Here is a 26,002-nt window from a genome sequence, read left to right as displayed (position 1 = left end):
CAGCACCTCCATGACCCCTGTCCTACTTTTCATTCTCGGCGTCGTCTTCGTCGCCCTTGGCATCGCCGTGTCCATTGCGCTCCACGAAGTGGGCCACCTGGTGCCCGCCAAGCTCTTCAAGGTCCGTGTCACCAAGTACATGATCGGGTTCGGGCCAACGCTCTGGTCTCGCCGGAAGGGCGAGACCGAGTACGGCGTGAAAGCTGTGCCGCTGGGCGGCTACGTCTCCATGATCGGCATGTACCCGCCCAACAAGGAGGACGGCTCAGTCCGGCCCTCCAGCACCGGCATGTTCCAGACTTTGGCCACCGAGGCACGTTCCATGGCCCATGAGGAAGTGGGGCCGGGCGACGAAAACCGGGTCTTCTACCGGCTGCCCGTCTGGAAGAAAGTCATTGTGATGCTGGGCGGCCCGGCCATGAACATGATCCTGGGCGTGCTGCTCACCGCCGTGCTGCTGATGGGGTTCGGTGTTGCCACGGCCACCACCACCATCTCGGACGTCTCCAAGTGCCAGGTGGCAGCGGGACAAACCGTTGATCCTGACTCCGCCGACTGCCAGCTGACGCCCGCAGCCGCGGCAGGCCTGAAGCCCAATGACACCATTACCTCCTTCGACGGCAAACCCGTCACCCGGTGGGACCAGTTGACGGAGTGGATCCGCGCGTCGGCCGGCAAGGAGGTGGCCATCACCGTGCAGCGGGACGGCCAAACGGTCTCCACCACCGTGACGCCGGTGCTGTCGGCCCGGCCGGTCATCGGAACCGACGGGCGCCAGGCCACCGACGCCGCCGGCAACCTCCAGTACCAGGACGTCGGATTCCTTGGTATCGGTGCGCAGACCGCACTGGTGCCCCAGCCGGCGTCGACCGTCCTGCCCATGGCGGGGGAGAACATCCGCCAGGTGGCCGGTGTGGTCCTCAACCTGCCTGCCCGCGTAGTGGGGGTGGCCAAAGCTGCGTTCAGCGAAGAGCCGCGCGACCCCAACGGCCCCATCAGCGTGGTGGGCGTCGGACGGGTGGCAGGCGAGGTGGCAGCCATGGAGGCTGTTCCGATGCAGTCCCGGGTGGCAACCCTCGTTGGCCTGCTGGCCGGCCTGAATTTCGCCCTCGCGGTGTTCAACCTCGTCCCGCTCCTGCCGCTGGACGGCGGGCACGTTGCCGGCGCCCTGTACGAGGGCGCCCGGCGCAGGGTGGCGAAGCTGCGCGGACGGCCGGACCCGGGGGCGTTCGACATTGCCAAACTGCTTCCCGTCACCTATGTGGTCGCAGCCCTGTTGATGGGCATGAGTGCGCTGTTGATCTACGCGGACATCGTCAAGCCGGTCAATTTGTTCGGCTGATCGGCCCCTAATGGTTGACTACAAGAAATCAGTCAAATCTGATTGATTGATAGGTATCAACCATCTATGGTTGAGGTATGTTCGTCATGACCATCGACCAGCGGGGAAGCACTGGAGACCAGGACCGCGTACCGGCCCTGCTCGAACAGCTGGCACGCCTCGAACTGCCGGGAACGGACAAGCCCATCTTCGACCGCTCCGTGGGGGATGAAGTCCAAGGCGTCGTGCGGGACGCGGCCGCCGTGGTGGAGATAGCCCTGCACGCGCTCCGCGGCGGACGCTGGTACGTCGGAATCGGCGTCGGAACTGTAGCCCTGCCACCCCATGCCAGCCCCCGGGAAGGCACGGGAACGGCCTTCGTTGCCGCCCGCCGGGCGGTTGAGCTTGCCAAAGGAGCCGGCTCCCAGGTGCCGCTGTCAGTGGTGCCCGGCATTATGGCTGGGGAAGCGGCCAGGGGCGCCGCCGGGGAAGGAGTGCAGGCATGCGCCAATGCGGAAGCGGTGCTCAGGCTGCTCGGCAGGCTCGTCCAGGACCGTACGCAGGCCCAGTGGCGGGTAGTGGATGCCCTGCGCCGCCTGGGCACCCCCGGGCAGCGGCAGGGCCGGCACGGAAGCCAGAAGCACGTGGCTCTTGAACTCAGAATCTCGGAACAATCGGTGAGCCGAACCGTCATCCGCTCCGGGTGGCAGGAAGAATGGGCAGCCAGGCCGGCCGCGTCCATGCTTCTTGGGTATGCCGACTCCCGGCTCGGCCAAGCCCCGGAGGACGCTCCGGGCCGGAAGGAAGCCCCGGCCGGCCAGGAGCCGGCGAACAGGACTGAAGGAGACAGGTGACCGCACTGTGGGTGGCAGTGGCCTTGGTAATGGCAGGTTTCGCCGGCTGGCCGGTGACTGCGCTGGTCTTCAGGCTCGCCCGGACCATCGACGACAAGGCCGATGCCGCCAAGGCCGCCGAGGATGCCCGGGCGGCTGAAGAGGACCCCTCGGCTGACGTCACCCTGGACCCCGTCCCGGACGCCGGGGGCGGAGGCGGCGGCCAGGCGGTGGACAACGAGCTGACCGCCCCTCCCGGCCGGACGCCGTCGAACGCCCCCGCGGCCGGAGCTGCCGCACCCAGCCAGCGCATCCTGCGCGGCGGGGCCATCATCGGCGTACTGGAGCGGCTGGGGGTGTGCCTGGCCATCCTCACCGGCCAGCCCGTGGCCATCGCCTACATCGTTGCCATCAAGGGCCTGGGCAGGTTCGCTGAACTGAAGGAGACGCCGGTAGCCGCCGAGCGTTTCATCATTGGGACCCTCACTTCCATGCTCTGGGCGGCCGGCACTGCTGCAGCGGTCAAAGTCCTCTTCCTGCACTGACCGCAGCCCGCGGTGCAGGCGTGTGCTCCGCCCCGGCACGTCCTCCGGCATGGGAGATGGGGACGGTACCAGGCCGGCCATGGAGATAGGGTAGCGGTATGACAGTTTTTGCCGTTGAGTACGTTTATGCCGCCAACTCCACTGAAACCCGCAACGAGGTCCGCCCCGCGCACCGGGAATGGACAGGCAGGCTGGCGCAGGACAGCGTCATCGTGGCCAGCGGACCCTACGGCGACGGCGCCGGTGCCCTGCTGATCTTCAAGGCATCAGACGAAGCCGCCCTTAACTCGATCCTCAAGCAGGATCCTTTCGCCCAAGCCGGCGTGATTGCCGGAACCCGCATCACGGAATGGTCCCCGGTAACCGGCATGCTGGCCGGGATCGCCGCGTAGCCGCTTTTCTACCCTTTCAACTCAAGGAGTCCACGTGACCTCGGTCAGCCTGGGAATGCCGTCAGCACCACCGCCCGTCCTTGCCCCCCGCCGCAAGACGCGCCAAATCAAAGTCGGCTCGGTAGGCGTCGGATCTGATTTCCCCATCAGCGTGCAGTCCATGACCACCACGCCCACAACGGACATCAACGCCACCCTGCAGCAAATCGCCGAACTCACGGCGTCCGGCTGCGACATTGTGCGCGTGGCCTGCCCCTCCGCCGACGATGCCGAGGCGCTGCCCATCATCGCCCGGAAGTCCCAGATCCCCGTCATCGCGGACATCCACTTCCAGCCGAAGTACGTCTTCGCGGCCATCGAGGCCGGGTGCGCGGCAGTGCGCGTGAACCCCGGAAACATCCGCAAATTCGATGACCAGGTAAAAGAAATCGCCGCCGCGGCCAAGGACCACGGAACCTCCATCCGCATCGGGGTCAACGCAGGATCCCTGGAGCCGGGAATCCTCAAGAAGTACGGCAAGGCCACCCCGGAGGCGCTGGTTGAATCGGCAGTCTGGGAAGCTTCGCTCTTCGAGGAGCACGGCTTCCACGACTTCAAGATTTCCGTGAAGCACAACGACCCCGTAGTCATGGTGGCCGCCTACGAAATGCTCGCCGAAAAGGGCGACTGGCCCCTCCACCTGGGCGTCACCGAAGCCGGGCCTGCCTTCCAGGGCACCATCAAGTCCGCCACCGCGTTCGGAGCACTCCTCTCCCGGGGCATCGGCGATACCATCCGGGTGTCCCTTTCCGCGCCGCCGGTGGAGGAAATCAAGGTAGGCAACCAGATCCTCCAATCGCTGAACCTGCGGCCCCGCAAACTTGAAATCGTGTCCTGTCCTTCCTGCGGCCGCGCCCAGGTGGACGTGTACACCCTGGCCGAGCAGGTCACTGCCGGGCTGGAAGGGATGGAGATCCCGTTGCGCGTGGCGGTCATGGGCTGCGTCGTGAACGGGCCCGGTGAGGCGCGCGAGGCTGACCTCGGTGTCGCCTCCGGCAACGGCAAGGGGCAGATCTTCGTTAAGGGCGAGGTCATCAAGACTGTTCCCGAGAGCGCAATTGTTGAGACACTGATCGAAGAGGCTATGCGTATCGCGGAAGAGATGGGGGAGGCCGATGGCGAAGATGCTGTCAAAGGTAGCCCCGTGGTTAGCGTCTCGTAGGGACGCGGCAGACCCCGCGGGGCTTTCCGTCCGCATCCTGGACGGCCAGGATACCCCGGCGCTGACACTGCTGGCCCAGCGGGATCCGGTGACCAACGTCTTCATCCTCTCGCATCTCCGGGCCACGGGGACGGCGGCGCCCACCAGCGGTGGGGCCGGGGTCATTGGGGTTTTCGACGACGGCATCCTCACGGGCGCGTGCTGGGCCGGAGCCAACCTGGTTCCGGTTCAGCTTGATCCCGCCCTTGCCCCGCTGGTGGCGGAGGCCGCCAACACTTCCGGGCGCCGGTATGCGTCCGCTTTTGGGCCTGCTGACGCGGTGCTCGCACTCCATACCCAACTCGCCGGGCTGGGCCACCGGGCCCATGAGGTCCGGGACGACCAGCCCCTGATGGTTATTGAGGGGCCGGCGTTGGTACAGCCCAACCCCGGACTGGCCCTGGGCAACCTCGCCGATTTCGACCGCATCCTGCCCGCCTGCGCCGCAATGTTCGAGGAAGAGGTAGGTTATTCGCCCTACCTGGGCGGCAGGGAGTTCTACAGCCGCCGCGTGGAGGGCCTCATCAGGCAGGGGCACTCCATGGTCCACCTCAACGACCAGGGGGACGTGGTGTTCAAGGCGGAGCTTGGGGCGGTCACGGACCACGTCACCCAGGTCCAGGGCGTGTGGATGAACCCGGTCTTCCGTGGCCAGGGGCTCAGTGCCGGCTACATGTCCGCCGTGGTGGAAAAGGCCCAGCAACTGGCCCCCGTGACCAGCCTCTACGTCAACGGATTCAACACCAGGGCGCGGTCCACCTACGAACGCGTAGGCTTCCGCCAGGTGGGCACCTTCGCTACAGTTCTCTTCTAGCCGGCGATCACCGGCAGTACGCAGAATATTGGGGGAAATTTGAAGACGTCGGTGCTGGGAACTTTCGCGGTCTCTGTCCTTCTTGCCACAGCAGTCTCCGCCTGTGGTGGAACACCCGAACCGAAAGCGGCCGGGTCCACACCCGCAGCCCCTGCCGGCCCCGCCACAACTGTTGCCGCCGCCCCCACGCCATCCCCATCCCCGACAGCCAAGGCGTATACCGCCGGAGAACTCGCGGCCATCGTCGGGCAGGTGAGGGACGCCGCCGACCGGAGGCTGACCGTCCTGCCCAGCGCAGACATTGCCACCACGCTGGAGCAAACGAAGGCAATGCTTTCCTCCATCGACGTCAAGCCGGCCGAGTGCAAGGAACTCGCAGCCTCGAGTACTGTCCCGTCCGTCGATGGTGCCGCCATGGCCGTGGGCATGAGCACCGACGCTGCCACGGGGGCCGTCACTGCGCTGTCCCTGGTGTCCGGCCTGGACCAAAGCTTCCTTGCCAGGCTCAAGGGCCAGCAGGACCAGCTGGCAACGTGCTCCTCAATGACAATGACGGCCTCGGGCATGGAGGTGGCCGTCACCGTCACGGCGCTGCAGGGAGTCAGCAGCCGTCCCGGCACCATTGCCTACCGCACCGACACCGCGTTGCCCGATGGGCAGAAGCAGTCCACGGTCACGGCGCAGGTTGTCCAGCAGGGCGTAGTGCTTACCTCGGTGGCTTCCGGCGGCGCCAGCGAGGCAGACGCCGTGCAGCGCGCGGGGGCGCTCCTCGAATCGGCCGGTGCGCTGGTCAAGTAAACACCCGGCGGCTGAAGAACAATGTGCGTCAATCGCAGGCAAGCGGATTCCAAAAAATAAAAACTCTTGTCAAACGTGCGCACGATCACATAAGTTCGATCTAGCTGCGCTGGAAGTGGGGTGGGCGGTCTCACCAGTCCTCACCAGTACTAAGGCGATAACGGCGTCGAGCCACGCCCGGATGCGATGACCAGCCCTATTGGGGGGCCAGGGGCTTTGCATTCCCGGGCGTGGCTCTACTGTTTTCCCGGCGTGGCCCTGGGCGGCTGCGGCCCGCCAGTCCGTACCGTTCGTTCCCTGCCGGTAGATTAGTACCCAGACGAATTGTCCGGCCCTGCTGACCCAGCACTTCCCCAGAAACGGATACCACCCGTGGTCCTACGACTGTCCCAGCTTTTCCTGCGCACGCTGCGCGAAGACCCCGTCGATGCCGAGGTCGCCAGCCACAAACTCCTGGTCCGCGCCGGCTACATCCGCCGCGCCGCCCCCGGCATCTACACCTGGCTGCCGCTGGGGCTCAGCGTCCTGCGCAAGGTCGAGGAGATCATCCGCCAGGAAATGGCCGCCATCGGTGCCCAGGAAGTCCACTTCCCCGCCCTGCTGCCCCGGGAACCGTATGAGGCCACCAACCGCTGGACCGAGTACGGCGAAGGATTGTTCCGGCTGCAGGACCGCAAGGGCGCAGACTACCTGCTGGCCCCCACGCACGAGGAGATGTTCACACTCCTGGTCAAGGACCTGTACTCGTCCTACAAAGACCTGCCGCTGAGCCTCTACCAGATCCAGAACAAGTACCGCGACGAGGCGCGCCCCCGCGCGGGACTCCTCCGCGGCCGCGAATTCATCATGAAGGACTCCTACTCCTTCGACGTGGACGACGCCGGCCTGGACGCCAGCTACGCCGCGCACCGCGCCGCCTACCTGAAGATCTTCGAACGCCTGGGGCTCGAGGTTGTGCCGGTCGCGGCCACCGCCGGCGCAATGGGCGGGTCCAGGAGCGAGGAATTCCTGTTCCCCACCGAGATCGGCGAGGACACCTTCGTCCGCTCCGCAGGCGGCTACGCGGCCAATGTGGAGGCCGTGACCACGGTGGTTCCCGAGGAGATCGACTTCACCAACGCCCCGGCTGCGGAGGTCCTGGACACCCCGGACACCCCCACCATCGAGACCCTGGTTGCCGCGTCCAACCAGATCGCCCCGCGCGCGGAGGCCGACGGCGGCGCCTGGACGGCCGCCGACACGCTTAAGAACGTGGTCCTCGCCGTCACCCTGCCCACGGGTGAGCGGCAGCTGGTGGTCATTGGCGTCCCGGGCGACCGGGCCGTCGACCTCAAGCGCGTCGAAGCGAACATTGGCTCGTTCCTGCCCATCGCGGGCGAGATCGGACTCGAGCAGGCCGGCGAGGAGGACCTGAAGAAGCAGCCGCTGATCGTCAAGGGCTACCTGGGACCGGGCCTTACCCTGGACCAGGCACTTCTCGGCGCCGAAAGCGCAACAAAGCTCCTGTACCTGGTGGACCCCCGGGTGGTTCGCGGAACCGCCTGGATCACCGGCGCGAACCAGCCCGGCAAGCACGTCTTCGGCCTCGTGGCAGGCCGTGACTTCACCTGGGACGGCGTCATCGAGTGCACCGAAGTCCGCGCCGGCGATCCCTCTCCGGACGGCTCCGGCCCCCTGGAAACCGCCCGCGGCATCGAAATGGGCCACATTTTCCAGCTGGGCCGCAAGTACGCCGAAGCGCTGGACCTGAAGGTGCTCGACCAGAACGGCAAGCAGGTGGTGGTCACCATGGGTTCGTACGGCGTCGGTGTCACCCGTGCCGTGGCCGCGCTGGCTGAGGCCAACCATGACGAGCGCGGACTGGTCTGGCCCCGCACCGTGGCCCCTGCCGATGTGCACGTGGTGGCCGTGGGCCGGGGTGAGGAGATCTTCCAGGCAGCGGAGAAGCTCTCGGCAGACCTTGAAGCAGCAGGCCTTTCAGTCATCTACGACGACCGCCCCAAGGTCTCGCCCGGCGTGAAGTTCGGCGACGCGGAACTGGTGGGCGTCCCCACCATCCTGGCAGTGGGCCGCGGCCTGGTGGACGGCGTGGTGGAGATCAAGGACCGCCGCAGCGGTGAGGCCGAGAACATCGAGGTGGACAAAGCCGTCGACTACGTGGTCAACGCCGTCCGCAACCAGTGATCTCCGGCTTCGAGTCGATCCAGCTCACCACGATCATCCTGATTGTGGTGGCTGGATTCGCAGCCGGCTGGGTTGACGCGGTGGTGGGCGGCGGAGGACTCATCCAGCTTCCGGCGCTGCTCCTGGTGTCCGGCATCGCGCCCGTCCAGGCGCTTGCCACCAACAAGATGGGCTCCATTTTCGGAACCGCCACCAGCGCCGCCACGTACTACCGGAGGGTGGGGCCGGACCTCCGGACGGCCGTCCCGATGGCCGTCATTGCCCTGGCGGGCAGCTTCGGCGGAGCCAGCCTGGCGGCCACCCTGCCGGCCGGGGTCTTCAAGCCCATCATCGTGGTGGCGCTGGTCGCCGTCGCGCTCTTCACCGCCCTGAAACCGAATGTCGGTGAGCTGACGGCGCTCCGGCACGCGGGCCACCGCCACTACGTCGTCGCCTGCCTCATCGGTGCCGTGATCGGCTTCTACGACGGACTCATCGGGCCCGGGACGGGATCCTTCCTGGTCATCGCCCTGGTGTCCGCCATGGGATACGCCTTCCTGGAGGCCAGTGCCAAGGCAAAAATCGTCAACATGGCCACCAACGCCGGGGCGCTGCTGTTCTTTGCCCCGCACGGGTCCATCCTGTGGGGGATCGGCCTGGTCCTCGGCGCGGCGAACATGGCCGGCGGCTACCTCGGTGCCCGGACCGCGGTGCAGCAAGGCAGCAAGTTTGTGCGGGTGGTCTTCCTTGTGGTCGTCGCGGCTTTGATCCTCAAACTCGGCTACGACGTCTGGCAGGAAAACTTCGCCTGACCCCTGGCCAGGACTCGTCCTCGTGGCACTCGCCCGCCCGGCGTAGCATGCAGGTATGGCACACGGCGATGACGAGTATGCCGCGGCACTGGCGGCCGCAGCAAGGCACTCGCAGGCCTGGCTGGCCAGCCTCCGGCACCGCCCCGTGGGACCAAGGCTGCATGCGTCAGACCTTGGCGGGGTGTTCGGTGGTCCGTTGCCCGAAGCGGGCGTGCCGGCCGCTGAAGTGATCGACTTCCTGGCCACGAACGCCGAGCCCGGACTGATGGCAATGCCCTCCGGCCGGTTCTTCGGCTGGGTCATCGGCGGCACCCTGCCTGCCGCCCTGGCGTCCGACTGGCTGGTCAGCGCCTGGGACCAGAACGCAGGACTCCGCTACGCCACCCCAGCCACCGCCGCCATCGAGGAAGCCGCCGGACAGTGGGTACTGGAATTGCTGGGCCTGCCGTCCGGAGCCGATGTCGGATTCGTTACCGGCGCCACCATGGCAAATTTCACGGGGATGGCTGCTGCCCGCTGGCGGTTGCTGGCCGACGCCGGCTGGGACCTTGACCGCGACGGGCTCTCCGGTGCACCACGCATCCGCTGCTTTGTGGGCCGCGAACGGCATGACACCGTTGACCTTGGCCTGCGCTACCTGGGCCTTGGACGGCCGGCGCAGGTCGACGCTGACGGCCAGGGCCGCCTTGATCCCGAAGCACTCGATGCCGCCCTTGCTTCCGGGAGCGGTCCGGCGCTGGTGTGCCTCCAGGCCGGCAACCTGCACTCGGGCGCCTTCGATCCCTTTCCCGAAGCCATCGCCGTGGCGCGCAAACATGGCGCTTGGGTCCACATCGATGGCGCCTTCGGCCTGTGGGCGGCTGCCGCGCCGGACCTGCGGCACCTCACCCAGGGGTTTGAAGAAGCGGACTCCTGGGGCACGGATGCCCACAAGACCTTGAACGTTCCCTATGACTGCGGCATTGCCATCGTCCGGGACCCGTCTGCACTGCGGGCCGCGATGGGACTGCACGCGAGCTACTTGGTGCACGACGCCGAAGGCCCCGGAGATCCTTTCGAGAAGGTCCCGGAGCTGTCCCGCCGCGCGCGGGGAGTGCCGGTATGGGCGGCCCTGAAAAGCCTGGGCCGGGACGGTGTGGCGGCCCAGGTGGGCGGCCTGGCCGCTGCGGCCAGGGCCATCGCTGCGGGGCTGGCGGCACTGGACGGGGTGGAGGTCCTCAACGACGTCGGCTACACCCAGGTGTGCCTGGCGTTCGGGGACGATGCCACCACCCGGGCGGTCACCGCCCGCATCATCGAGGAGGGAAAGGTCTGGATGTCCGGTTCGCGCTGGCAGGACCGGGACATCCTCCGGGTGTCGGTGAGTAACTGGCACACGGCGGGCGAGGACGTGGCCACGGCAGTGGACGCTGTCCGGTCAGCGCTGGCCGCCGTGAAGGACCCGGCCTAGAGGACTCCTGGGCCCGCCGGGCGTCCGGACCGCGTGTGGTGCCGGACTGCCCCGGGCGGTGCCGGACCTTATCCGTCCTGTCCGGGCTCGGGAAGGGAATGTGGGTGGGGAAGGCCGGCCAGGGTGTTCCCGGCGAGGGTGCTGGCTACCCAAAGCGAGCGGGCCAGGTCTCCCCGGTGCCCGTTCCGGAAATACCACAGCGCGTTGTCAACTTCCCTGGCGATGGCCCATTCCCGGGCCGCGTCCGGGTCCAGCCCTGCGGCGGCACTGAAGTTCTGGCAGCGCTCCACCAGCGCAGGACCCGGCAGGGCAGCAGGGAGGTCTTTGAGGCGGTTCCACAGCAGCGGAGCAACCGCGAACCCGGCCTCGCCGACCATGGGCTGGGGGTCGATCGCCGCGTAGCCGGCCGAAGTTGCCCCCGCTGTCCCCGGCCGCGCCAGGACGTTGTCGAAATGCAGGTCCGTGTGGACCAGGACATCGTATGCGGACCTGCGTCCCACCGCGCCGCGCTTCTGGCACACCTCCAGGGCCGCCTCCAACAGCCACCTGGGAAAAGGACGGCCCAGTAGATCCCAGTCAGCGGGCAGGTCGTCGCTCCATTGCTCAGCCCGGGCGGCTATGTGGCTGAATTCCTGCCACTCCGGGCGGTGGTCCGGGACCAGCCCCAATTCCCGTACCAGCCCGCCCCACACGTGCACGGCTTCATCGACCGGCAGGGCGGCCAGCGAGCGGCCGCCCTCAAGGCGCTCCAGCAGCATGGCGCACGACGCGCCGTCCGAGGCCAGCAGGAGAACGGCGCCGCGGCCGCCCCAGAGCGCCAGTGCATGCCGCTCCACCTGGGCCTCGTCATGCGGGAAAGCGATTTTGAGGGCTGCGGGGGATCCGTCGTCCTGCCGCACCGGGACCACGAGGCCGCCGTGGCCGCTCCACGGGAAGCTTCCTGGCTCCAGGTCCACCTCCAGGTGCCACTGCTCCAGGCGATCGGCCAGCAGGCCAGGCAGGCCGCCAAGCCAGTCCCGGCCGGCGCTGCTGCGTGCATAGCGGGCAGCGAGCCTGGGCGGGATGGGGACCGCGGGCACCACGGGGCGTGGCACTGCGGGATCAGACAACACCGGAAGCGCCGAGCAGGTTGCCGATCATGAACGTCGCCGCCAGCGCGAGGGCCCCGCCCACCACCACCCGTACTGCTGCCCGGGTCTTCGACCCGCCGCCGATCCAGGCCCCGAGGGCGCCGGTCAACGCCAGGGCCACCAGTACCGAGATGAACGTAAGTGGTACCCGGATGCCCGGCGGCGGCAACAGGATGGCCAGCATGGGCAGGATGGCCCCGATGGTGAAGGCGATTGCCGAGGCAAAGGCGGCATGCCAGGGGCTGACGATGTCAGCTTCGTCGATGTTGAGTTCGGCAGACAGATGCGCCGCCAGGACGTCGTGGGCCGTCAGTTCCTTGGCAACCTTGGCCGCCGTTTCGGCGGTGAGGCCCTTCTCCTGGTAGATGGCGGCCAGCTCCGCCAGTTCAGCTTCCGGATCCTCGGCCAGCTCACGCCGTTCCTTCTCGATCAGCGCCCGCTGGCTGTCGCTCTGGCTGCTGACGGAAACGTACTCACCCAGCGCCATGGACACTGCCCCGCCCACCACACCGGCCACACCCGCGGTGAGGATGGGGGCCACCTCAGGAGTGGCCCCGGCAACGCCCACCACGATCGCGGCAACCGAGACGATGCCGTCGTTGGCGCCCAGGACACCGGCACGCAGCCAGTTAAGCCGGTGCGCAGTGTCGTCACCGTGCGGTTCCGCCTGGGGGTGCCGGCCCAGGCCCCGGCCCGCTGCCGTGGGTTCCGGACGTCCGGCCGGTTCGTCCGCATTCATCCCTTCAGCAAACCATCCCGGCCCGCCCAACGCCACCCTACCGGAGGCCTTCCCTGCGGGACTGCGCCAAGGGCCGGAAAGCTGCGCGGTTGCGGACCGGGTTCAGGATGCAACGGACGACGACGGCCGGGGTCCGGCGGGAAGCCCAGGCAATTGGCCTGCGTCCAGGGTGAGGCCCGGAACGGGGCCCGGATCCGCACCCCACCGAAGGGTGCGGGCGGCGGCTGACCGAAGGGCTGCCAGCGCCCACTTCCGGTCCTGGCCCTGCGCAGCCGCCACCAAATCGCCATAGGCCACCACCGTGGCCGCCTCAAGCCTGCCCAGCGCCGCCGCCGGGGCAGCCAGGAAACCGGGATCAAGGACGTACCCGGGCTGTTGCGGTACCTCCGTACCGCAGGCCAGCCGCAGGCGTTCCACCGCCGCGGCAGCCAGTTCCTTGTGCGCACCCAGGAATTCCGACGCCGGGCCGGCGTCGGCGGGTGCGAGGCGGGGGAGCGCTGCCTGGTAGCCGTAGACGGCCTGCTGTTCGGCGGACACGGCGGCGGCCAATGCGGCGGGGGATGAAACAGCGGGAGCCGGCGCGGCAGCCCGGGCAGGTGGGGACGGGCACGGCGACGCAGGCTGTGCTGTTGCCTGGACCTCGGTGCCGGGTCCTGCCGCCTCCGGCGGCACGGGAACCCCGGCTGCGGAAGCCAACTGGGCGGCGGCGAGGAGCTGTGCGGTGCCGGTGCCGGCCAAAAGCCGGGCCATGCCGCCGTCGGCCGTCTCCGCGTCCTTGAGGCGGGCTGTCCCGCTGACGGCCAGGGCCCGGACCAGCTCGGCGGTGTTTTGCGGACCGGCGTCTGCGGACGGCGTCGCCGCTGCCGGTGGCGGGGACGCCTCCGTGGGTGCGGACGGGGACCCGGACGCGGGGGCCAACAGGGCCCTGGCCTGAATGGTCAGCAAGGTCACAACAGGGCCCAGCGCAGTGGATTGGCTGGTGTCTGCTGATGCAAGGGCCAATCCTGCAGTGCGCATTTCCAGGACCGCACTGAGGGCCGCCGCCCGGGCCCGCTCGGAAAACGGCGGCTCGGCAGGGACAGGTCTTTCCGCGGGAATCAGGGCAAAACCGAGGCTCAGGACAACCAGGGCGGCAAGGGCAAGGACGGCATATCGGAACGGGCGCATGCCGTGCTTGGGGTCCGGGCGGCGGTCTTTCACAACAGACCATGGTGTCACGCTGAGGGGGCACCCGGGTGCACCACTGGGCCGGTAAAATAGCTACGCTAGTAAACACCACATCATCTATAGGGAGGGCGGCCGGCATCGTGAGCAATGCAGAAGCCACAGCTTCACCAGACGACACCGGTACGGGAAGCGGATCCGCGCCGGCCCACAATCCCGAAGCCGCCCGGCTCCGGGCCCTCCTGGAACCCGCCGTACAGGCCAACCGCCTGTACCTTGAGGACGTAGCCATCATCCCCGGCTCCCACCGCGTGGTCCACGTGGTGGTGGACCTGCCGCAGGAAGAGACCGGCGGAGTCAGCCTGGACGTCATTGCGGACATCTCCAAGGTGCTCTCCGATGTCCTGGACAACGACCCCAACGACGACGGCCGCCCCTATGACCTCGAAGTGTCCTCACCCGGCGTCGGGCGTCCCCTCACCGAACCCCGGCACTGGCACCGCGCCCGCGGCCGGATGGTCAAGGTCAACGTCATCCAGGGCGAAAACGTCACCGGCCGCATCCAGGCCGTGGACGGCGGGGGAGTGACGCTCATCCCCGAAGTGCCCGTCAAGAAGGGCATGAAGCCCCGGCAGGGCGAACCAGTAACGCTTCCTTTCGACAGGATCCGCAACGGAAAAGTCGAGATCGAATTCAGCCACCTCCCGGAGGATGGTCTGGAACCTGAACACAATGGACCTTCCGAGGAGGCCTGATGGATATTGACATGAGCGCACTGAGACTTTTGGAGCGTGAGCGTGAAATCCCGCTGGACCTCCTGATCCCCACCATCGAGCAGGCGCTCCTGGTGGCGTATCACAAGTCGCCCGGCGCCTTCGAAAAAGCGCGCGCCGAACTCGACCGCAAGAGCGGCCACGTCACCATCTGGGCTGTCGAAATTGACGACGACGGCGCCCCCATCGGTGAATTCGAGCACACCCCCGAAGGCTTTGGCCGCATCGCCGCAAGCACCGCACGGCAGATCATCCTGCAGCGGCTCCGCGACGTCGAGGACGACAACGTCCTGGGCGAATTCAAGGGCCGTGAGGGCGAACTGGTATCCGGCACCATCCAGCAGGGAAACAACCCGCACATGATCCAGGTCAACCTTGGATCGCTGGAGGCGCTCCTGCCGCCGCCCGAACAGGTTCCCGGTGAAAAGTACATCCACGGCAACCGGCTCCGCGCCCTGGTCATTGACGTGCACCGCGGCACCAAGGGCCCGTCCGTGACGCTGTCCCGCTCGCACCCGGGCCTGGTCCGTAAGCTCTTCGAACTCGAAGTACCCGAAATCGCCGACCATTCGGTGGAAATCGTGGCGCTGGCCCGCGAAGCCGGGCACCGCACCAAGATTGCCGTGAAGGCCAACACGCCGGGGATCAACGCCAAGGGCGCCTGCATCGGTGAAATGGGCTCCCGCGTCCGCGCCGTCATGAACGAACTGAACGACGAAAAGATCGACATCGTCGACTTCAGCGAGAACCCGGCAACCTTCATTGCCAGCGCCCTGTCGCCGTCGCGCGTGAATTCGGTCACCATCACGGACGAGGCCACGCGCTCCGCCCGGGTCGTGGTCCCGGACTACCAGCTGTCCCTGGCCATCGGCAAGGAGGGCCAGAACGCCCGCCTGGCGGCCAAGTTGACCGGGTGGCGCATCGACATCGTCTCCGACGCCGCGGGCAACCGCGATAAGTGAGGTCCGGCCCGGGCGGCTGATGCAGCGCAGCAGCCGCCCGGTTTCGGGCATAACGGCCTGAAGGGGCTAGAATAGACAAGACCGCGCCTAACGGCCGGCAGCCGTGTGCCTTGGGCGTGCTCGTTTCCGTGACTGCGGAGGCGGACAACCTCTGGCCAGCAGAAAGAACGTCAGGACGATGACCGTGGCAGAAGTGCTTTCCACCGGGAATCAGCCCCAGCGTACCTGCATCGGATGCCGGAAAAAGGGCCCGCGGTCGCAGTTGCTCCGGCTCGTCGCCGAAGGCAGCGGGTCAACCGCTGTCCTGGTGGATGAACGACGCCGGATGGCTGGCCGGGGTGCATGGCTGCACCCCAGCACATCGTGCCTGGCTCTGGCGATCAAGCGGCGAGCCTTCGGACGTGCCCTCCAGGGCGCAACCGGGACCGCCGCCGTCGAACACCGGGTCACGTCAGGCCCGAACGTTGACGCCGCCCCGGTGGCTGCAACACCAACCGTCCAACCTGAAAGCGGGTCAGAAATCTGATGGAAACCCGATGAGTTCCCAGCGATGAGTGCGTAACGATGACAACTTTGTTGCGCTCTGCAATGGGCCCCTTCGCATCAACAGCGGCTGGGGTCCGCAGTAAGAAGTAGACGGTTCGTGCCTGGCTCGGTGCGGACCGAGACAGGAGAAATGTGGCCAAGGTCCGCGTACATGAGCTCGCCAAAGAGCTCGGTATAACTTCCAAAGATGCAGTAACCAAACTGCAGGAACTGGGCGAATTCGTTCGCTCCGCCTCGTCAACCATCGAGGCCCCCGTTGTGCGGAAACTGCGCAACGCCTTCCCCGACGCTGCCGCAAAGTCGGCGGCACCGGCCGCAGCGCCCGCCGCTGCCCCCAAGGCACCCGCCCCCGCAACAGGCAACCGTCCTTCAGCACCGGCTCCCGGCCCGGCTGCGCCCAAGGAGCCGGCCCCCAAGGCAGAGGCGCCGGCTCCGGCAGCCCCCGCCGAGCCGGCAGCGAAGGCAGCCGCACCGGCAGCCCCGGCTCCCGCAGCCCCGGCAGCACCGTCTGCGGGTGCTCCGTCCACCGGTGCCAAGCCCGGTGCACGTCCGGCCCCCAAGGCCGAGACCCCTGCTCCGTCCGCACGTCCGGGTGGTTCAACGCCCGGTGGTTCCGGTCCCCGTCCCGGCGGTCCCCGTCCGGGCAACAACCCCTTCGCCACCTCACAGGGCATGCCCCGTGGCCGCGGCGGAGACGGTGACCGCGCCCCGCGTCCCGGCAACAACCCGTTCGCCACGTCCCAGGGCATGCCCCGTCCGGGCGGCGGCCGCGACGGCGACCGCCCCGGTGGTCCCCGTCCCGCAGCCGGTGCCGGCGGACCGCGTCCCGGTGGGCCGCGTCCCGCAGCCGGTGCCGGTGGTCCCCGCCCCGCCGCAGGCGCAGGCGGACCCCGTCCGGGTGCACCGCGTCCCGGCGGTCCCCGTCCCACTCCCGGCATGATGCCCAACCGCACTGAGCGTCCCGCACCGGCAGGTGCAGGCCGTCCCGGCGGCGGCCGCGGTCCCGGACGCCCCGGTGGCGCTCCCGGTACCGGTGGTCCCGGTGGCGGCGGTGCTCCCGCCGGCGGCGGCTTCGGCAAGGGCGGCCGCGGCCGCGGCGGCACCCAGGGTGCCTTCGGCAAGGGCGGCGCAGGCCGTGGCAAGCAGCGCAAGTCCAAGCGCGCCAAGCGCCAGGAACTTGAGCAGATGAGTGCCCCGTCGCTGGGTGGCGTGAGCGTACCCCGCGGCGACGGCAACACCGTCATCCGCCTTCGCCGTGGCTCGTCCATCACGGACTTTGCCGACAAGATCGAGGCAAACCCCGCCGCACTGGTCACCGTGCTGTTCCACCTCGGTGAAATGGCCACCGCGACCCAGTCGCTGGACGAAGACACCTTCGCCCTGCTCGGCGAGGAGCTGGGCTACAAGCTCCAGGTCGTTTCGCCGGAAGACGAAGAGCGCGAGCTGCTCTCCAGCTTCGACATCGACTTTGACGCCGAACTCGAAGCCGAAGGCGACGAGGAACTGGAAGCACGTCCTCCAGTAGTCACCGTCATGGGCCACGTCGACCACGGTAAGACCCGGCTGCTCGATGCCATCCGCAAGTCCGACGTCATGGCGGGCGAACACGGCGGCATCACCCAGCACATCGGTGCCTACCAGGTCACGCACAGCCACGAAGGCACCGACCGGAAGATCACCTTCATCGATACCCCGGGCCACGAGGCGTTCACCGCCATGCGTGCCCGTGGTGCCAAGGTCACCGACATCGCCATCCTGGTGGTCGCAGCGGACGACGGCGTTATGCCGCAGACCGTTGAGGCCCTCAACCACGCCCAGGCGGCCAACGTGCCGATCGTCGTGGCCGTGAACAAGATCGACAAGGAAGGCGCCAACCCGGAGAAGGTCCGCGGCCAGCTGACCGAGTACGGCCTGGTTCCCGAGGAATACGGTGGCGACACCATGTTCGTGGAGGTCTCTGCCCGCCAGAACCTCAACATCGACGAGCTGCTCGAGGCCGTCCTGCTCACCGCGGACGCTGCCCTGGACATGCGCGCCAACCCGAACAAGGACGCCCGCGGCATCGCGATCGAAGCCAACCTGGACAAGGGCCGCGGTGCGGTTGCCACCGTCCTGGTGCAGTCCGGTACCTTGCGCGTCGGCGACACCATCGTGGCAGGCACGGCCCACGGCCGCGTCCGTGCGATGTTCGACGACGACGGCAGCGCCCTGACCGAGGCAGGCCCGTCCCGCCCCGTGCAGGTGCTGGGTCTGTCCAACGTCCCGCGCGCCGGTGACACCTTCTTCGTGACCGCTGACGAGCGCACCGCCCGCCAGATCGCCGAGAAGCGTGAAGCCGCCGACCGCAACGCCGCCCTCGCCAAGCGCCGCAAGCGCATCAGCCTGGAAGACTTCGACCAGGCCGTCGCCGAAGGCAAGATCGACACCCTCAACCTCATCCTCAAGGGTGACGTGTCCGGTGCCGTGGAAGCCCTCGAAGACGCGCTGCTCAAGATCGACGTCGGCGAAGGCGTGCAGCTGCGCGTCATCCACCGCGGTGTGGGTGCCATCACCCAGAACGACGTCAACCTGGCAACGGTCGACTCCGCCGTCATCATCGGCTTCAACGTCAAGCCCGCCGAGCGGGTTGCCGAACTGGCAGACCGCGAAGGCGTGGACATGCGCTTCTACTCCGTCATCTACGCAGCAATCGATGACATCGAAGCAGCGCTCAAGGGCATGCTCAAGCCGGAGTACGAAGAGGTCCAGCTCGGCACGGCCGAGGTCCGCGAAGTCTTCCGCTCCTCCAAGTTCGGAAACATCGCCGGCTCGATCGTCCGCTCGGGCATCATCCGCCGCAACGCCAAGGCACGCGTCACCCGCGACGGCAAGATCATCGGTGACAACCTCACGGTCGAGTCGCTCAAGCGGTTCAAGGACGACGCCACCGAGGTCCGCACGGACTTCGAATGTGGTATTGGCCTTGGCTCGTACAACGACATCACCGAAGGCGACATCATCGAGACCTTCGAGATGCGCGAGAAGCCGCGCGTCTAGGCTGGTCCGAGGGCGGGGTGCCTCCAAGTTTTGGGGGCACCCCGCGCTTTTCCGCCGTGAAGGGGGCCCCGCCCCTACGACGGGTTGCTGGCGATCTACGATCGCCAGCAACCCGTCTCCGGCAGGCCCGATGCCACTCGCGGGCCCCCTTCACGGCTCCAGAGCGCCGCCGGAAGAACCCGCCGGCATCGCCCTTGGCCCGCCTTTGGTGCGTGGCACATAACTGAAACGTTCGACGCCGGCCCCTCGCCGCCGTCGTACGTCCCAAATTTTTCTTCTTTAGGAGTTGTTCATGGCTGATCCGGCACGTGCTGCCAAGTTGGCGCAGCGGATTAAGGTTGTTGTTGCTGAGGCTCTGGGCCGGAAGGTCAAGGATCCCCGGCTCGAGGGCATTACTGTCACCGATGCCCGTGTGACCAATGACCTGCAGCACGCCACTGTCTACTACACCGTGCTTGGCGACCAGGCCGTCCAGGCGGATGCCGCCAAGGGGCTTGAGAAGGCAAAGGGGGTGCTTCGGCAGGAGGTTGGACGCAACATTACCGTGCGCCTGACCCCCACCCTCGAGTTTGTGGCTGACCAGATCCCGGTGGTCGCTTCAAACCTCGAAGAACTCCTTCGTGAGGCGAAGAAGCGCGATGCCGAGGTAGCCGCGCTTGCTGCCAACGCGCAGCACGCGGGTGACGCAGACCCCTATAAGACCGATGCCTCCGGTGAGGTCGAAATCGACGAAGACGACTTCGACGAGGAAGACACCGACCTCAGCGTTGACGGAGACGTCGAGGAAGACAGCAACAAGTAGGACCCGGCAACACCCACACAGCATGGAAACGGCAGGACCGCGTGCGGTCCTGCCGTTTTCCTGTCCGGGTCAGCGGTGGTCGACTTCGATCAGTCGGCCCCCGGGTTGGGGCGTCGGACCGCCGCTGGGCGCCATGGGATCGGGTGCACCCACCAGTGCGTCAACCGTGGCAAAGACGTCGCCGTTCCTGAACTCAACGTCGGCGGGCTGGTTGACGGCCAGGAATTGTGACCGGTGTCCCTGGCAGTCGAACTTCAGGATTTCGCCGCCGAAAAGGGACGCGACATACACATCGTCATCGTCACCCACAGCGAGGCCGGTGGGGCTCATGATGTGGTCCGCCCAAACGTCCGCGTCGCCGCTCCACGGATTGATCTTGAAGACGGCTCCACGGGCACCGAGCGACGGGTCCTCGGGTCCACCCGGCAACGACGTCACGTACAGCCAGCCGTCCGTACCGATTTCCACGTCCGTTGGCACGGGCTCAAAAGCGTACGAGAAGCCGGCGCAGTCCGGGGCGCCCAGGGTCGCGGCAATTTTCTTGGTCAGGGTCAATGGGCGCGGCGGAAGGACTGCCACGGTGGAAATCTTCCCGGACTCCAGGTCGACTTTCAGGATGGCGTTCATGCCCGCGTCCGCGACGTAGGCCGTGTCTTTCCAGAGGGCCAGGGCGTAAGGATGTGAGTCCACGGTGCCCGTGTACTGCGGCGGGGGCGCGTCCGGCAGGCCACCAGCCTCCGTGAGGCACTGCTGGCTGGCGTCCGGTTCCAGGCCATAATGCTGTTTGGCGTCTGGATTGGCCTTCCGCTCGTAGTCGGCGAAGTTGGCGATCGTCTCCACGTGGCCCTTGGCGTCGATGGACTTCAGGTATCCGTGCAGTGCGGCCGGGTCACCTTGGCCCGCTCCAATGCTTTCCAGGAAATAGGTCTTGTCGCCGCGGATCTCTGCCCCGGCGACTTCCCACCCTTTCTTGGCGGTGTAGACGTCGTGGCGCTCTCCATCGTGCTCGACCTGCGTGAGCATTCCGGAAAAATCCTGGCTGACCTTTACGGATTCGCCATCGCCTACCGCCAGGTGCAGGGGTGAAAGCAGGCCGGTGGCCATGACTTCATAGTCCTGGCGGGGATCAGAGGCGAACGCCGGCGCGGCCTGGACCACCAGGCCGGCGGCCACGCAGGCGATAAAAGTGAGTTTTCGTTTCATGGGGTACTCCGGGGTGCGAGGCCCTTGCGGGCTGGATATGGAAGCCTCGGTAGAGGCGAAATACATCCCCGGGCGCCAGCGTAGGCCGCTACCAGCCAGTAGTCCTGAGGTGAGCCTCCCCTTCTTGGCCCCCAATTCATCCCCCAACGGGGTCCCCGTGGCTAGGATCGTGCTATGACCTCCGCGGACCCCGGTAACAGCCCCTCCCGCCACCCCGACTCGAGCCGGTATCTTGGGCAGGCCGTGGACCTCGCCGTGCAGAATGTCGGTCAGGGCGGTGGCCCCTTCGGTGCGGTGGTGGTGACGCCTGACGGGCGGGTCCACACCGGCGTGAACAGGGTGACCCGGGACAACGACCCCACCGCCCACGCTGAGGTGGTGGCCATCCGGGCAGCAGCGGCGGCAACGGCGGACTTCGACCTCAGCGGCTCCGTCCTCTATGCCGGCTGCGAGCCGTGCCCCATGTGCCTGGCGTCCGCTTTGTGGGCCAGGATCGGCCACGTCTACTTCGCCGCGGACCGGCACGGGGCCGCGGCAGCAGGTTTTGATGACGCACTCTTTTACGACTACTTCAGCGGCGCCGCGCCGGAGTTGATGCCGGTCACCCGGGGTGAGGTCCCGACGTCGGACCTCCCCTTCCAGGCGTGGCGCGGCTTTGACAGCAGGAAGGAATACTAGGCATGGAAACCACACTCCTCAGCTGCCCCCAGTGCGGGAAGACCAACCGGGTGCCGGCACAGGCTGCCGGCCACCCCCGCTGCGGGAACTGCAAGGCGGACCTGCCGTGGATCGTGTCGGCAGGCGATGCCGACTTCGCTGCCGTGGCGGAGCAGTCGTCAGTTCCGGTGCTGGTCGATTTCTGGGCGGCCTGGTGTGGGCCCTGCCGGATGGTCAGCCCCGTCCTGGACAGGCTGGCACGGGAACGGCCGGGGAAGATCAAGCTGGTGAAGGTGGACGTGGACACGTCGCCGGGCCTTTCGCGGCGGTTCGACGTGCAGGCCATCCCAACGCTGATGGTGCTCGTGGACGGCAGGGTCGCGGCACGGCAGGCCGGTGCCGCCCCGGCCGAGGCGCTCCGTACCTGGCTGGACAAAGCGCTGGCCGGCACCCGCCCCTGATACCCCTTTTAGCGGCCGCCGGCGGCCGGTAACCGGGACAGTCCTTCCAACAGGTCCTGCTTCCGGCCGCACAGCGCAATCCGCACCCACCCCTCGCCAATGGACCCAAACGCAGTCCCGGGGGCCAGCGCCACCCCGGAGTCGGCCAGGAACCGCCGGACCCAGCTGCGCACATCCCCGCCGGTCACATGCGACATGTCCGCCCACAGATAGAACGCCCCCTGGGCCGGCAGGTAACGGATCCCCTTCGCAGCCAGCACCGCGGAGGCCGCATCCCGGTTTTCCCGGTAGTGCCGGTGCGCGTGACGCACGTATTCCTGCGGCCCGGTGAGGGCTGCGAGCGCGGCGTACTGCGGGGCGGACGCCACGCAGGAGACGATCGATTCCATGACGTTGTCCATCTTCTGTCCAAGCCCCGGCGGGCAAATCAGCGCGCCAATCCGGAGGCCCGTCAGGCCGTAGGTCTTGGACAGCGTCAACGAAGTGAACACCCGCGCATCCTCCGCCGTGCCGCCGTCGAACCTTGCCGGGCTGACGTGGGGGACATCGTAGGTGAATGCCTCGTAGCACTCGTCCGAGATGACCCAGATGTCATGCCTGCGGGCCAACTCCACCAACTCCCGGACCAGGTCTTCACTGAGCACAGCGCCCAGCGGGTTTGACGGGGAGTTGAGCACCAGGACGCGGGTGCGGCTGGTGATGAGGGCTTCCACGTCGGCGACCCGGGGCTGGAATCCGTGGTCCGGGTGCAGGGGGTAGCCCACCGGAACGGCGTTCAACAGCCGGCCGGTCATGGCGAAGGTGGGGTAGCCCGGGTTCGGGATCAGGACCTCATCGCCGGGGGAGAGCAGCAGGCTCATGGCGAAGTGCAGGCCCTGCTGCGCGCCGGACACCACGTACACGCGCTCCGCGCCGACATCCACGCCCTGCTCCTCGCGGAACCTGGCGGCGAACGCCTCGCGCAGGGCCGGTATCCCGGCGTTGGGCGTGTAGTTGGTCTCATCCCGGTCCAGGCAGGCGATGCCCGCGTCCAGGACATGGCGGGGGAGGGGGAAACCGGGCTCCCCGATGCTGAGCACCACGGCGCCGGGAGTGCGCCACGCGGCCTCGGTGATCTCACGAATCTGGTTGATGGGCACGTCGCGGACATGGGCGGCAAGCGCAGGCATGCCAGCCATCCTAGCCGTCCCCTGCCCTGCCTCCGTCCCGCCCGGTGACGTGGCCGCGTGGTGGGGCGCCGCCGTCGTCCGCACCCTGCCGGTTCCCTGCACATGCGCCCCAACCTGCGCCCATATACTGGGAGGCGTGCTTTCTGGACTGGTGATAGTGGACAAGCCGCAGGGATGGACCAGCCATGATGTGGTTGGCCGGATGCGGCGCCTCGCAGGGACCCGGAAAGTGGGGCACGCAGGAACCCTCGATCCCATGGCCACCGGTGTCCTGGTGCTTGGCATCAACAAAGCCACCCGGCTGCTGACCTACATCGTGGGCACCTCCAAGACCTACACCGCCACCATCCGGCTGGGGCAGTCCACAGTGACCGACGACGCGGAGGGCGAGGTCACGGCCACCACCAGCGCTGCCGGCATCACGGACCAGCAGATCGACGACGGCGTTGCGGCGCTCACGGGCGACATCCAGCAGGTGCCCAGCAGCGTCAGCGCGATCAAGGTCAACGGCGAACGGGCGTACGCGCGCGTCCGGTCCGGCGAGGACGTCAAGCTCGCCGCGCGCCCCGTCACCATCCACCGCTTTGATGTCCACGGCATCCGCCGGGACGATGCAGCAGGGGTGGTGGACCTGGACGTGACGGTCGAATGTTCGTCCGGCACGTATATCCGCGCCCTGGCCCGGGACCTCGGAAACGGCCTTGGCGTCGGAGGCCACCTCACGGCGCTCCGCCGGACCCAGGTGGGCCCCTACTCCCTTGAGCAGGCGCGTACCCTGGAACAGCTCGCCGGTGAACTCAACGTCCTGGACATGTCCCTCGCCGCCAGGGCGCTGATGCCCAACCGCGAACTCACCGCCGAAGAAACCGCCGAAATCTCCTTCGGACGGCGGATCGCGGCCGGTGCCGCCCCCGGCACCGCCGGCGCCGCCACGGTGGAACACCCTGCCGCGGCCTTCGCTCCGGACGGCAGCCTGATGGCCCTTCTTGCCGACGCGGGCAGCTACGCCAAACCGGTCCTGGTTTTCGCCCCAGGCACCGGCCCGGCCGCAACCGCGCCTGCGGAGGCATAGCGGATGGACGCATATTTTTGGATCATCCTGGTGGTCGGCCTGGCATCAACCCTGCTGTGCCTGGGCGCCGGAATCCTGAAGAAGGCACCCAACGACATCACCATCCTGTCCGTCGTGGCCGTCGAAGTGGCCCTGGTGGTCTACCTGGTGGGGTCCATCGTCCGCGTGATCGCCGGCGAACCAATCGCGGGGGAAGCCTGGGAGTTCTGGGGCTACATGGCCACCGCGATGCTCCTGCCGCCCGCCGCCATCTACTGGTCCATCCTGGAGCGCACGCGGTGGAGCAACTTTGTCCTGGCCGCCGTCGGCGTCACAGCGCTGGTGATGGCTGCCCGAATGAACCAGATCTGGTACTGAAGTGGAAGAAGCAGCAGAAATGAAAGACCAGCAGGCCCAGCCGGCCACCGGAGAAACCGTCCGCAACACCCGCAACACGGGACCGGGACGCCTCCTGATCGCGGTGTACGGTGTGTTCGCCATCTCGGCCACCGCCCGCGCCGGCTACCAGATCCTCACCAAGTTCTCCGAGGCACCCCTGGCCTACCTGCTGTCCGCCTTTGCGGCCCTGGTGTATATCCTGGCCACCGTGTCACTGGCCAAGGCCGGAACCACATGGTTCAAGGTTTCGGTTGCGGCGGTGCTGGTTGAACTTGCCGGCGTCCTGGTGGTGGGCACCCTGAGCATCCTGGACTCCGTGCAGTTCCCGCATGAAACCGTCTGGTCGCTGTTCGGACGCGGCTACGGCTTCATCCCCCTGCTGCTGCCCATCCTTGGGTTGGTGTGGCTGTACCGGCGCCGGCCATCACGCGCCAAAGCTGCGCAGTGAATCCGGGTAACCTTGAAGAGTTCCGCGGCCGGAAGGGTCCGGGAACGTTGAAGCTTTCAGGCAGCTTAAGGCGAGGGTGATGGTTTACATCTGGAACGATCCGTCCGATGTCCCGGCGGACTTCGGCCCATCCGTTGTCACTTTCGGCAACTTCGACGGCGTTCACCGCGGCCACCAGCAGGTGCTGTCCCAGCTGATCCGGTCGGCCCGCCTGTCCCATGCCAAGGCAGTGGCCGTGACGTTCGACCCCCACCCGGCAGTAATCCACCGCCCGGAGGCCGCGCCGGAACTGATCATGGGGCTGGATGACAAGCTGGACGCGCTGGGTGAGCTGGGCCTGGACGCCATCCTGGTGGTCAAGTACTCGCTGGACCTCGCCAGCCTCACGGCCGAAGAGTTCGTGGAGCAGTACCTGGTGGACTGCCTGCACGCCAGCCACGTGGTCATCGGCCACGATGCCAGGTTCGGCCGCGGCAACTCCGGTGACCTGGACACCATGAAGGCGCTGGGCGAAAAGTTCGGCTTCGATGTCCAGGTGATCAGCGAATTCGGGGCCGAAGGCTACCCCCTGCATGACGACGGCGGCACGGACCGCCGCTGTTCCTCCACCTGGGTGCGGGAAGCACTGCAGGCCGGAGACGTCACCACCGCCGCCTCGGTCCTGGGCCGGCCGCACCGGATGCGCGGCGAGGTGGTCCACGGCGCCGCCCGCGGCAGGGCGCTGGGGTTCCCCACGGCCAACCTCGCTTCCAATGCCACGGGGCTGATTCCCGCCGACGGCATCTACGCCGGCTGGCTGGTGGACCAGGCCGGCAAGCGCTGGCCGGCAGCCATCTCCGTAGGCTCCAACCCCACCTTCGACGGCGTCAGCCGCCAGGTAGAGGCCCACGTAATTGACCGGCCCAAGGAGGCCGTTGAGGACTTCGATCTGTACGGCCAGACAGTGATCGTCGAATTCGTGGAACGGCTTCGGGGCATGGTGGCCTACCGTGGCCCTGAGGCCCTGGTGGAACAGATGCGCCTGGACGTGGCGCAGGCCCACCAGCTCCTGGCCGGCCACTGACAAGACTGCCCGGTGGCAGCAAGCGAAAGGT

The 26,002-nt window shown here is 67.5% G+C and carries 26 protein-coding genes; 21 read left to right on the top strand and 5 right to left on the bottom strand.

What is annotated here, in order from left to right; genetic code table 11:
* Nucleotides 1-10: 10 nt before the first annotated feature.
* The 10 genes from NIBR502771_RS18640 (at nucleotide 11) to NIBR502771_RS18595 (ending at nucleotide 10,368) form a co-directional block, all read left to right on the top strand.
* Nucleotides 11-1,342: an RIP metalloprotease gene (locus NIBR502771_RS18640; RefSeq protein WP_141161005.1), complete on the top strand. Its 1,332-nt coding sequence runs from the start codon at nucleotides 11-13 to the stop codon at nucleotides 1,340-1,342.
* A 77-nt stretch (nucleotides 1,343-1,419) separates the two neighbouring features.
* Complete coding sequence (locus NIBR502771_RS18635; protein ID WP_246839734.1) at nucleotides 1,420-2,175, top strand: MarR family transcriptional regulator; 756 nt, start codon at nucleotides 1,420-1,422, stop codon at nucleotides 2,173-2,175.
* Entirely contained in the window at nucleotides 2,172-2,699 is a 528-nt protein-coding gene (locus NIBR502771_RS18630) for a hypothetical protein (RefSeq protein WP_141161004.1), read from the top strand. The genes NIBR502771_RS18635 and NIBR502771_RS18630 overlap by 4 nt, the downstream gene beginning before the upstream one ends.
* A gap of 98 nt (nucleotides 2,700-2,797) precedes the next feature.
* Nucleotides 2,798-3,091 carry a YciI family protein gene (locus NIBR502771_RS18625; protein ID WP_141161003.1) on the top strand — a complete coding sequence of 98 codons (294 nt, stop codon included), beginning with the start codon at nucleotides 2,798-2,800 and terminating at the stop codon, nucleotides 3,089-3,091.
* Between the two features lie 34 nt (nucleotides 3,092-3,125).
* Nucleotides 3,126-4,292 (top strand): flavodoxin-dependent (E)-4-hydroxy-3-methylbut-2-enyl-diphosphate synthase, encoded by a 1,167-nt coding sequence (gene ispG / locus NIBR502771_RS18620; protein ID WP_141161002.1) that lies wholly within the window; start codon nucleotides 3,126-3,128, stop codon nucleotides 4,290-4,292.
* Entirely contained in the window at nucleotides 4,255-5,145 is an 891-nt protein-coding gene (locus NIBR502771_RS18615) for a GNAT family N-acetyltransferase (protein WP_141161634.1), read from the top strand. The genes ispG and NIBR502771_RS18615 overlap by 38 nt, the downstream gene beginning before the upstream one ends.
* 252 nt (nucleotides 5,146-5,397) lie before the next feature.
* Nucleotides 5,398-5,943, top strand: a complete 546-nt coding sequence (locus NIBR502771_RS18610; RefSeq protein ID WP_246839733.1) for a hypothetical protein — start codon at nucleotides 5,398-5,400, stop codon at nucleotides 5,941-5,943.
* A gap of 372 nt (nucleotides 5,944-6,315) precedes the next feature.
* Nucleotides 6,316-8,127 carry a proline--tRNA ligase gene (locus NIBR502771_RS18605; RefSeq protein WP_141161000.1) on the top strand — a complete coding sequence of 604 codons (1,812 nt, stop codon included), beginning with the start codon at nucleotides 6,316-6,318 and terminating at the stop codon, nucleotides 8,125-8,127.
* On the top strand, nucleotides 8,124-8,918 hold the full coding sequence (locus NIBR502771_RS18600; protein ID WP_141160999.1) for a TSUP family transporter: 795 nt from the start codon (nucleotides 8,124-8,126) through the stop codon (nucleotides 8,916-8,918). The genes NIBR502771_RS18605 and NIBR502771_RS18600 overlap by 4 nt, the downstream gene beginning before the upstream one ends.
* A gap of 55 nt (nucleotides 8,919-8,973) precedes the next feature.
* Entirely contained in the window at nucleotides 8,974-10,368 is a 1,395-nt protein-coding gene (locus NIBR502771_RS18595) for a pyridoxal-dependent decarboxylase (RefSeq protein ID WP_141160998.1), read from the top strand.
* 68 nt (nucleotides 10,369-10,436) lie between these two features.
* Here NIBR502771_RS18595 and NIBR502771_RS18590 read toward each other — a convergent pair whose 3' ends face one another.
* The 3 genes from NIBR502771_RS18590 to NIBR502771_RS18580 all read right to left on the bottom strand — a co-directional run bounded on the left by NIBR502771_RS18590 (nucleotide 10,437) and on the right by NIBR502771_RS18580 (nucleotide 13,437).
* Nucleotides 10,437-11,462, bottom strand: coding sequence for an aminoglycoside phosphotransferase family protein (locus NIBR502771_RS18590; RefSeq protein ID WP_246839732.1), 1,026 nt, complete (start codon nucleotides 11,460-11,462; stop codon nucleotides 10,437-10,439).
* A gap of 7 nt (nucleotides 11,463-11,469) precedes the next feature.
* The gene (locus NIBR502771_RS18585) at nucleotides 11,470-12,237 is read right to left on the bottom strand and encodes a VIT family protein (RefSeq protein WP_141160997.1); all 768 of its coding nucleotides are present in this window, start codon (nucleotides 12,235-12,237) and stop codon (nucleotides 11,470-11,472) included.
* A 102-nt stretch (nucleotides 12,238-12,339) separates the two neighbouring features.
* Nucleotides 12,340-13,437, bottom strand: coding sequence for a DUF4439 domain-containing protein (locus NIBR502771_RS18580; protein ID WP_246839731.1), 1,098 nt, complete (start codon nucleotides 13,435-13,437; stop codon nucleotides 12,340-12,342).
* Nucleotides 13,438-13,544: 107 nt separating this feature from the next.
* Between NIBR502771_RS18580 and rimP the strand changes: the two genes are divergently transcribed.
* From rimP to rbfA, 5 genes are all read left to right on the top strand, one after another.
* Nucleotides 13,545-14,156, top strand: a complete 612-nt coding sequence (gene rimP, locus NIBR502771_RS18575) for a ribosome maturation factor RimP (protein ID WP_141160996.1) — start codon at nucleotides 13,545-13,547, stop codon at nucleotides 14,154-14,156.
* Nucleotides 14,156-15,136 (top strand): transcription termination factor NusA, encoded by a 981-nt coding sequence (nusA, locus tag NIBR502771_RS18570; protein ID WP_141160995.1) that lies wholly within the window; start codon nucleotides 14,156-14,158, stop codon nucleotides 15,134-15,136. The genes rimP and nusA overlap by 1 nt, the downstream gene beginning before the upstream one ends.
* Nucleotides 15,137-15,314: 178 nt before the next feature.
* Nucleotides 15,315-15,662: a YlxR family protein gene (locus tag NIBR502771_RS18565; protein ID WP_141160994.1), complete on the top strand. Its 348-nt coding sequence runs from the start codon at nucleotides 15,315-15,317 to the stop codon at nucleotides 15,660-15,662.
* A 152-nt stretch (nucleotides 15,663-15,814) separates the two neighbouring features.
* On the top strand, nucleotides 15,815-18,718 hold the full coding sequence (gene infB, locus NIBR502771_RS18560) for a translation initiation factor IF-2 (RefSeq protein WP_141160993.1): 2,904 nt from the start codon (nucleotides 15,815-15,817) through the stop codon (nucleotides 18,716-18,718).
* A gap of 292 nt (nucleotides 18,719-19,010) precedes the next feature.
* A complete protein-coding gene (gene rbfA, locus NIBR502771_RS18555) occupies nucleotides 19,011-19,520 on the top strand; it encodes a 30S ribosome-binding factor RbfA (RefSeq protein ID WP_141160992.1) in 510 nt (169 codons plus the stop codon).
* A gap of 69 nt (nucleotides 19,521-19,589) precedes the next feature.
* Here the strand turns inward: rbfA and NIBR502771_RS18550 are convergent, their stop codons facing one another.
* Nucleotides 19,590-20,723 (bottom strand): ScyD/ScyE family protein, encoded by a 1,134-nt coding sequence (locus NIBR502771_RS18550; RefSeq protein ID WP_141160991.1) that lies wholly within the window; start codon nucleotides 20,721-20,723, stop codon nucleotides 19,590-19,592.
* A 174-nt stretch (nucleotides 20,724-20,897) separates the two neighbouring features.
* Here NIBR502771_RS18550 and NIBR502771_RS18545 point away from each other — a divergent pair, with 174 nt between their 5' ends.
* The gene (locus tag NIBR502771_RS18545) at nucleotides 20,898-21,401 is read left to right on the top strand and encodes a nucleoside deaminase (RefSeq protein WP_141160990.1); all 504 of its coding nucleotides are present in this window, start codon (nucleotides 20,898-20,900) and stop codon (nucleotides 21,399-21,401) included.
* 2 nt (nucleotides 21,402-21,403) lie between these two features.
* A complete protein-coding gene (gene trxA, locus NIBR502771_RS18540; RefSeq protein WP_141160989.1) occupies nucleotides 21,404-21,841 on the top strand; it encodes a thioredoxin in 438 nt (145 codons plus the stop codon).
* Nucleotides 21,842-21,849: 8 nt separating this feature from the next.
* On the opposite strand, the gene NIBR502771_RS18535 is transcribed toward trxA, so the two are convergent.
* Nucleotides 21,850-23,010 carry a pyridoxal phosphate-dependent aminotransferase gene (locus NIBR502771_RS18535; protein WP_210411258.1) on the bottom strand — a complete coding sequence of 387 codons (1,161 nt, stop codon included), beginning with the start codon at nucleotides 23,008-23,010 and terminating at the stop codon, nucleotides 21,850-21,852.
* A gap of 136 nt (nucleotides 23,011-23,146) precedes the next feature.
* On the opposite strand from NIBR502771_RS18535, the gene truB reads away from it, so the two are divergent.
* From truB to NIBR502771_RS18515, 4 genes are all read left to right on the top strand, one after another.
* Entirely contained in the window at nucleotides 23,147-24,082 is a 936-nt protein-coding gene (truB, locus tag NIBR502771_RS18530; protein ID WP_210411256.1) for a tRNA pseudouridine(55) synthase TruB, read from the top strand.
* A gap of 3 nt (nucleotides 24,083-24,085) precedes the next feature.
* On the top strand, nucleotides 24,086-24,439 hold the full coding sequence (locus NIBR502771_RS18525) for a hypothetical protein (RefSeq protein WP_141160986.1): 354 nt from the start codon (nucleotides 24,086-24,088) through the stop codon (nucleotides 24,437-24,439).
* Nucleotides 24,440-24,458: 19 nt separating this feature from the next.
* Nucleotides 24,459-24,908, top strand: a complete 450-nt coding sequence (locus NIBR502771_RS18520; RefSeq protein WP_141160985.1) for a hypothetical protein — start codon at nucleotides 24,459-24,461, stop codon at nucleotides 24,906-24,908.
* Between the two features lie 79 nt (nucleotides 24,909-24,987).
* Entirely contained in the window at nucleotides 24,988-25,971 is a 984-nt protein-coding gene (locus tag NIBR502771_RS18515) for a bifunctional riboflavin kinase/FAD synthetase (protein WP_141160984.1), read from the top strand.
* Nucleotides 25,972-26,002 lie beyond the last annotated feature (31 nt).

Source organism: Pseudarthrobacter sp. NIBRBAC000502771, from assembly GCF_006517215.1.
In the GTDB taxonomy this organism is placed as follows: domain Bacteria; phylum Actinomycetota; class Actinomycetes; order Actinomycetales; family Micrococcaceae; genus Arthrobacter; species Arthrobacter niigatensis.
Note: the sequence above shows the minus strand (reverse complement) of the source record. Positions and strands in the feature narration are given on the sequence as shown.